A 6,479-nucleotide genomic window follows, 5' to 3' on the forward strand; every position below is an offset into this window, starting at 1 on the left:
AAAGATATGTTAACCAATCAAGAATTCGATCAAATGATTGAAAATGATGAGATTATTCTCTTTTTTAGAATGAAGTTTACTTCCCAAAATACAGAAACCGCAATAGAAAAGAAAAAACTTATTATTTATAAAGAGTGTGAGTTTGTTGGTATTACAACACCTTTGCATTTAGCTAATATACAAGGAGTTATTATAGATAATTGTTTATTTGAAGATAGCAGTAGCAACATCTTTAATATGTCATATGTAGAAAATATTTACATCACAAAATCTGCTGTAAAGAATATAGAAGTAAGTGGAGAGGATTATATTTACGGTGGTGTAATAAGATCAATTGGAAAGACAAACTTATTTATTTATAATTCATTGTTTAAAGGTATCTCTTTAAATGCTTCAGATTCTGTACCGTATAGTAATGCACCAATATTCTTTGGTGAAATTAAAACATTTGATATTAGAAATAATAAACTTTTTGAATGCAATGCAAACGGGCAATATAATGGGCAGGTAGGAGGACTAATTGTAAATGATGCTAATACAACTATCGAAAGATATGAGTTTTATCAAATTGAACAAGATTTTACTGACAATAGGACTTTTTTAGAATACTTACATATGGAATATGGCATCATATCTGAGCAAGGTGAGAGTGGGAATGAAATTAAAAATTGTAACCCAAATCAATTAATTTTTAATCCATAAACGGAGGCTAAAATGTTAAATCTACAACAACAAATCCAAATTGTAATGCAACAATTAGAAGATTTGGCTACGCAGGTAGCAGAACCAGTTAAAGATAGCAGTATCGATTTCGAAAAACTCTTATTAGAAGCTAAAAACAACCCTTTCCAATACCATATTGTAGAGCAGCATGATGAATATGTGAAAAATCTTTATTTACAAATACTCATGTCAATTGTTCATCAAAGTGAAGCATCCAAAATGGAGCGTTATTCACTAGTAGCAAGAATTTATAATAATTTCGGAATGAATGAGTCATTCGAAAGCTATGTAAATAAAAGTAAAACTTTAACGCTTCAAGATGTATCACAGTTTTATAGCCTTCTTAAGGAAAATGATTTAACAGAAGTATTCATAATAGACTCTTTAATGATTTTAGGTATACATCAGGAGAAGCGTTTAGGGGAATATGTAGCAGAGCTGGTTTACAATTTAGATATTTCGGAAGGGGACTTCAATAGAGCGTGTCACATAGTGAAAGCAATTTTAACGGTCAACCATGGAAGTATACACAATTTATTTGAGAAAAACAGATCATTCCAGTTAAGTGTTGGTCATTATTTAACGGCAATATCATCTAAGTTTGCACCAATAATTAAAATTGTTGGAGATGGGAAAACGGTTGTGGATTTAAAAGATTATTATGCTCAACAGATAATGTTAGAAAAAGTTCAAATAAAAAATTCAAGTAAAAGTCCATTATCGGCAATGACGAAAATCACGCTGAAAGATTGCATATTTTTTGACGAAGATGTTAAGTTGAAAATTGTAGGAATAGATGAGGTTATCATTGACAATTTACAATTCCCTGTTAGTTTACAAGCTATTGCCTCAGGAGCTTACCTACCAATACATTCGATTGAAATAGAAAACGTAAAAGTAATTCAAATTAATAATCTTCAATTAAAAAACGTAAAAGTGAGGGAGGGCTATTTGTTTAAGGTGCGTCATGTAGAGCAATTTACATTCTCCAAAAATAACTTTGAAAAGATTTCAATGCAGTTAAGAATTATTTCACTCCAATCAATATTAAATTATTTAGAAAAAGAAAATAAATACGATGATCCAATTGCGATAATTTCTGTAGAAAATACTAGGGATTTCATTGAAAGTAACAATAATTTATCAAATTGTTCTAACTTTAATGGACGTAACTATCGAGATTTAAATAACATTGTATTCTTAAAGTAGAGGTGCGACATGCATTTATTTAACAAAACTGCAATAGAACAAGAAAACTTCCAGCGCCATCTGGCAAAGCTTGAACAAATAACTGAACAGCTTTCGTTTTTATCTGTAGAAGATTTATCTATGGTTCGAAATTTAAAAGAAAGTTTCCAGTTGAAAATAGATGATTTCTTCCAAGAGAATCGAAAGCTAAATATCGGGATTATTGGTCAAGTTAAGGCTGGTAAATCATCCTTTTTAAATACGATGATTTTTGATGGGAAGGACGTTTTGCCGCGTGCTTCAACACCAAAAACGGCTACATTGACGAAAATAGAATATGCTGAAGAAAATAGTATTGAGATTTTCTACTACTCCCACGAAGAGTGGCAACAAATTCAAGAGCGTGCAAAAAGTCAATCGGAATTAGATGAGTATCGAGTTGCACGTGAAATTGTTAAACTTGCCCAGCAGCAGCAAATTGACGTTCAAAGCTATTTAGAAAAAGGGTCAGAGGTTGTAACATTTGCTAGTGAAACTGAACTAATGAGCCAACTTAATGAATATGTTGGTGAGAATGGCCGTTTAACAGCACTTGTAAAACATGTTACTTTAAAAATCAATAATCCACATCTACAGGAAATTTCAATTGTCGATACACCTGGCTTAAATGATCCAATTGCATCACGTACAGATAAAACAAAACAGTTTATGGAAGTATGTGACGTAGTATTTTTCTTGAGTCGTGCTAGTAATTTCTTGGACCAAACAGATATGGATTTATTAACGTCTCAGCTGCCTCAAAAGGGTGTAAAGCGTTTAGTGTTGATTGCGAGTCGTTATGATGAAGGACTACAGGATACCATTTATGATTTTGATTCGTTAGAAGAAGCGGATGAAGATACTAAAAAGCGTTTGCGCCGTGTGGCAAACAAAAATATTAATGCATTTATTGAACGCTTAGAGCAGCGAAACGCAAGTGATGTGTTAAAAGTGGTCATTAAGGAATGTGCGAGTCCTATTTTTGTTTCGTCTATGGCTCATAATATGAGTAGTAAAGATGAGCATCAATTTGCGAAGGACGAGCAAATCATTTTTGAGAACTTGAATGAACATGATGATTTAACCTTGGAAATGCTTCATTATATCGGTAATATTCGTGATGTACAACAAGTATTTACTGAAGTAATAAAACAAAAAGAAGTGACTCTCTTAGAAAAGTCTAAATCTTTTTTACCTTTAGCAGAGCAACAACTTCAACTGGAATTAAATAATCTATTAACCTTACAAAAACGTCGTCTTACCATGCTAGTTGAACATGATCAAGAATCTATTAGTAAACAAAAGCAAGAAATAAAAACGCAGATCTTAAATATACAATCTGCAACAAAAAATATCTTTACGGATTTATTTACAAAATTAGAAGCTTCTAAAACACAGGGGAGTATGGCATTACGACAAGCAAGTAAGGATTATTCGAATGTAACAGAGCGTACTGGTATTGAAACGGAGACACGTTCGCGAACGGTATCTACTTCAAAATGGTACAATCCTTTTTCCTGGGGATCTTCTAGCACAGAATACTATACTGTTGAAACTCGCTATTATTATTTAGATGTTTCAGATGCACTTGAAAACTTACGTAATTTCGGAGTAGATGCTGTGAATATGGTTGAGCAAGCATTTTTAGATGCTGTAAGTTTTCATGAATTAAAACGTAAATTACTAACTACTGTTATCGAAAATTTTGATACAGGTTCCGAATTTTATGAACCAGCCTATTTCAAGCTACTAACAGAAAAAACAATACAGGCGATTGAAATTCCAGTTTTCAAAATGGATATTAGTCAATATTTATCTACATTAGGTAGTAGTTTTTCAGGTGAAGTACGTGATGCAAGCTCTAAAGTTGAGATGAAGAACAAACTAGCTAGTTATGTTGGTGAAATTTTAGAGGAGATTTCGAATCGCTTTACTGATGAGGTAAAAGCTTTTAAGGAAAAATTGTTATTTATTGAAGATAACTTTACGAGTGAATTATTAAAAAATATCACAGACGAATATGAAATTGTTTTAACTCAATTCGAAAATAAAGAAACTGAAATTAAAAAGCTTCGAGATGGAATACAAAAAATTGAGCATTTAATACACTTATCAAATGTCGAAAGCGTAATTTAATTTCAATTAACCTCAAACTAATTAGAGACTACTGAACAACCCAACATTCTTCTATTTAAAAGGTTTTCCACATCTTTTGTCGAATAAAGATGCAAAAGGAAACTACTCGAAAATTTAAATTTTAGATTAGGAGGGATTACCATGTACGAACACAACGAAAATCAAATGATCCTGCCACACGAATTTTTCTTACCATTTGGAGGACGGTTAAACGTTGATAATCGTTGGGTTCGTATGGCTTCCCTTATCCCTTGGAACGAGGTGGAAGAGGCTTATATCAAGACGCTTGGCGATACTAAAAAAGTAAGTATGACCTATAATGTCCGACTTGCACTTGGTTCCCAGATCATCAAGGAAAGACTTGGATTGAGTGATGAAGAAACAGTTGAAGCCATTACAGAAACTTATCCGCAAGCAGGAAGGGAAATTCGGCACAGGCAAGCTTAAACTTGGGCTAGGTCTTATTCAAGCTTGTCTAAAACAGTCGATTGAGACTGTTATTCCCTTCAATTCTTTATCATTAAATATAGAAAAGATCCTCAAGGATTCTTTTCTTGATTATTTTACAAAAGTGGGTACAAAACATATTATCTGGTTTTCTATTCAAGATTGTTTAAAGACCATGGTCAGGAGTTGTTCAGCATTCCCTAAATAGAATATTAAATCTTAAATGCACATACAAAAGGGGAATATCAGGAAATATGAACGAGATTACATATGGAAAAAAGTTATTTGAACTTTTATCTGAAAATAATACGCTTGCTAATTACTTTAAAGTTCAACGCTTACAGCTAGAAGAAAGTATGGAACGTTGGAATGATGAGACGATTCGTATCGGATTAGTTGGCGTAACAAGCAGTGGTAAATCAACGTTGCTAAATGCATTGTTAGGTGAGCCTATATTGCCAACAGCTGTACGTCCAAGCTCGGGGTCAATTATTATTTGTTCCAAAGGAAATACGACTAACGCCAAAATTGTTTTTGAAGATGGAAAAATGATTAAAGTTGCAGAGAAAGATGTTGCCCAGACGTTAAAAAAATACGGTGATGAAGCTAATAATGTTGAAAATAAATTTAAAGTAAAAGAAATTCATTTACAATCAAAGCATTTCTTGTTGCCCAATAATATTCAAATTATTGATAGTCCAGGCTTAGATGCATTTGGCTTAGAGCGTCATGAGGAATTAACGTTATCAACACTTTTACCTACAATCGACTTATGCTTATATGTAGTAACGTTAAAAACAAATTCAGATGCGACTACACATCGCATTTTACATCAAATTAATGAGCAACATAAGCCAATGATTATCGTTCAAAATATGTTAGATTCTGTCGTGCCGAAAATTGGTGTTAATGGAATTGTCGAAAAAAGCCGTGAAGAAGTAGCAAAAGAACACTTTAATCGTACAAAAAGAATTTTAGATTCAATCGATTCATCGTTGCATGAAATCGTCCAGATCGTCCAGATATCAGCGAAGCGTGCGATTGATGCACGACAACAAAAAGATAAACAAAAATTAAAAGAATCACAACTAGAACAATTACTCAACATGATTCAATCTTATGAGCAAAAAATTGGTCCGCAGTTATTCCGCACACGTGGATGTAGTTTAGTTCGTATGATGAATAATTTAATAGAAGAAGAAAGTAAATTAAGCGGTGATAAAGAATCGTTTGAAAGAGAAATCGAACGTATCCAAAATGATCTCGAAAAGCAAATTATTGCGATGGATAACGCTTCCTACGAACTTAATAAAATGAAATTCAAGCTTACGCAGACACTTAAAACCTATAATACTGAGCTTACACAATGTAAGACGAAAATAAATACGCTAAGCGATAGCGACTTAATTGGTGCAAGAGAAATTTTATCAAGTGTAAAAAATAGTGCAAGAAAAATCGAAGATACGTTCATTAGCGAAATGAAGAAAAAGCATTCGGACGTTTCAAAGTTAATGAATGAATTTGGCGCAGATTTAGGGGAGCTACTAAGATCGCTCGTTCCATCCACAAACAATCAGCAATCTCAGCAGTTTTTAAATGTCCAATCACGTTCGGAAAAGATAAAGCGCCAAGAAAAGCAAAAAGGGTTATTTGGAGGAGCGAAACGTTTTTTTGGAGGCTTCGTAAACAAAGATTGGGGTTATATAACGGTTTTTGATGAAATCGAAGTCGTTGATAAACAAGCTATTCAACAAAATTTAACTCAGTACGGTATGGTTTTTAATAAAACTCTACAACAACAATTAGATGAATGGTCGAACCAATTAGAAGCCGCCATTCGAAAATTAATTGCAATGCAGGAAAAGCAAAAGAAAGCTTTAGCTGAAAAAGTTGAAGCCCGTGATCAACTAACAAGTCTTGAACAAACAATATATAATGTTAAATCT

5 protein-coding genes are annotated in these 6,479 nt (G+C 32.9%); all 5 read left to right on the forward strand.

Annotated elements, in window-relative coordinates; translation table 11 throughout:
- The coding region (locus C9J34_RS22220; protein WP_193769131.1) for a hypothetical protein at positions 1–702 on the forward strand (702 nt) is incomplete at its 5' end.
- Positions 703–714: 12 nt separating this feature from the next.
- Positions 715–1,932, forward strand: a complete 1,218-nt coding sequence (locus C9J34_RS20980) for a hypothetical protein (RefSeq protein ID WP_107842107.1) — start codon at positions 715–717, stop codon at positions 1,930–1,932.
- Between the two features lie 9 nt (positions 1,933–1,941).
- Positions 1,942–4,086 carry a dynamin family protein gene (locus C9J34_RS20985; protein ID WP_107842108.1) on the forward strand — a complete coding sequence of 715 codons (2,145 nt, stop codon included), beginning with the start codon at positions 1,942–1,944 and terminating at the stop codon, positions 4,084–4,086.
- A gap of 141 nt (positions 4,087–4,227) precedes the next feature.
- The gene (locus C9J34_RS20990) at positions 4,228–4,533 is read left to right on the forward strand and encodes a hypothetical protein (protein ID WP_107842109.1); all 306 of its coding nucleotides are present in this window, start codon (positions 4,228–4,230) and stop codon (positions 4,531–4,533) included.
- A 254-nt stretch (positions 4,534–4,787) separates the two neighbouring features.
- Positions 4,788–6,479 (forward strand): dynamin family protein (locus tag C9J34_RS20995; protein WP_153062666.1); only part of this gene is annotated, 1,692 nt, incomplete at its 3' end.

This window comes from Metasolibacillus meyeri, from assembly GCF_003049505.1.
Lineage (GTDB): Bacteria > Bacillota > Bacilli > Bacillales_A > Planococcaceae > Metasolibacillus > Metasolibacillus meyeri.

What these genes read in the sequence shown, in the direction of transcription:
- C9J34_RS20985 (WP_107842108.1), top strand. Translation starts at nt 1,942, where the DNA reads ATGCATTTATTTAACAAAACTGCAATAGAACAAGAAAACTTCCAGCGC.
- C9J34_RS20990 (WP_107842109.1), top strand. Translation starts at nt 4,228, where the DNA reads ATGTACGAACACAACGAAAATCAAATGATCCTGCCACACGAATTTTTC.
- C9J34_RS20980 (WP_107842107.1), top strand. Translation starts at nt 715, where the DNA reads ATGTTAAATCTACAACAACAAATCCAAATTGTAATGCAACAATTAGAA.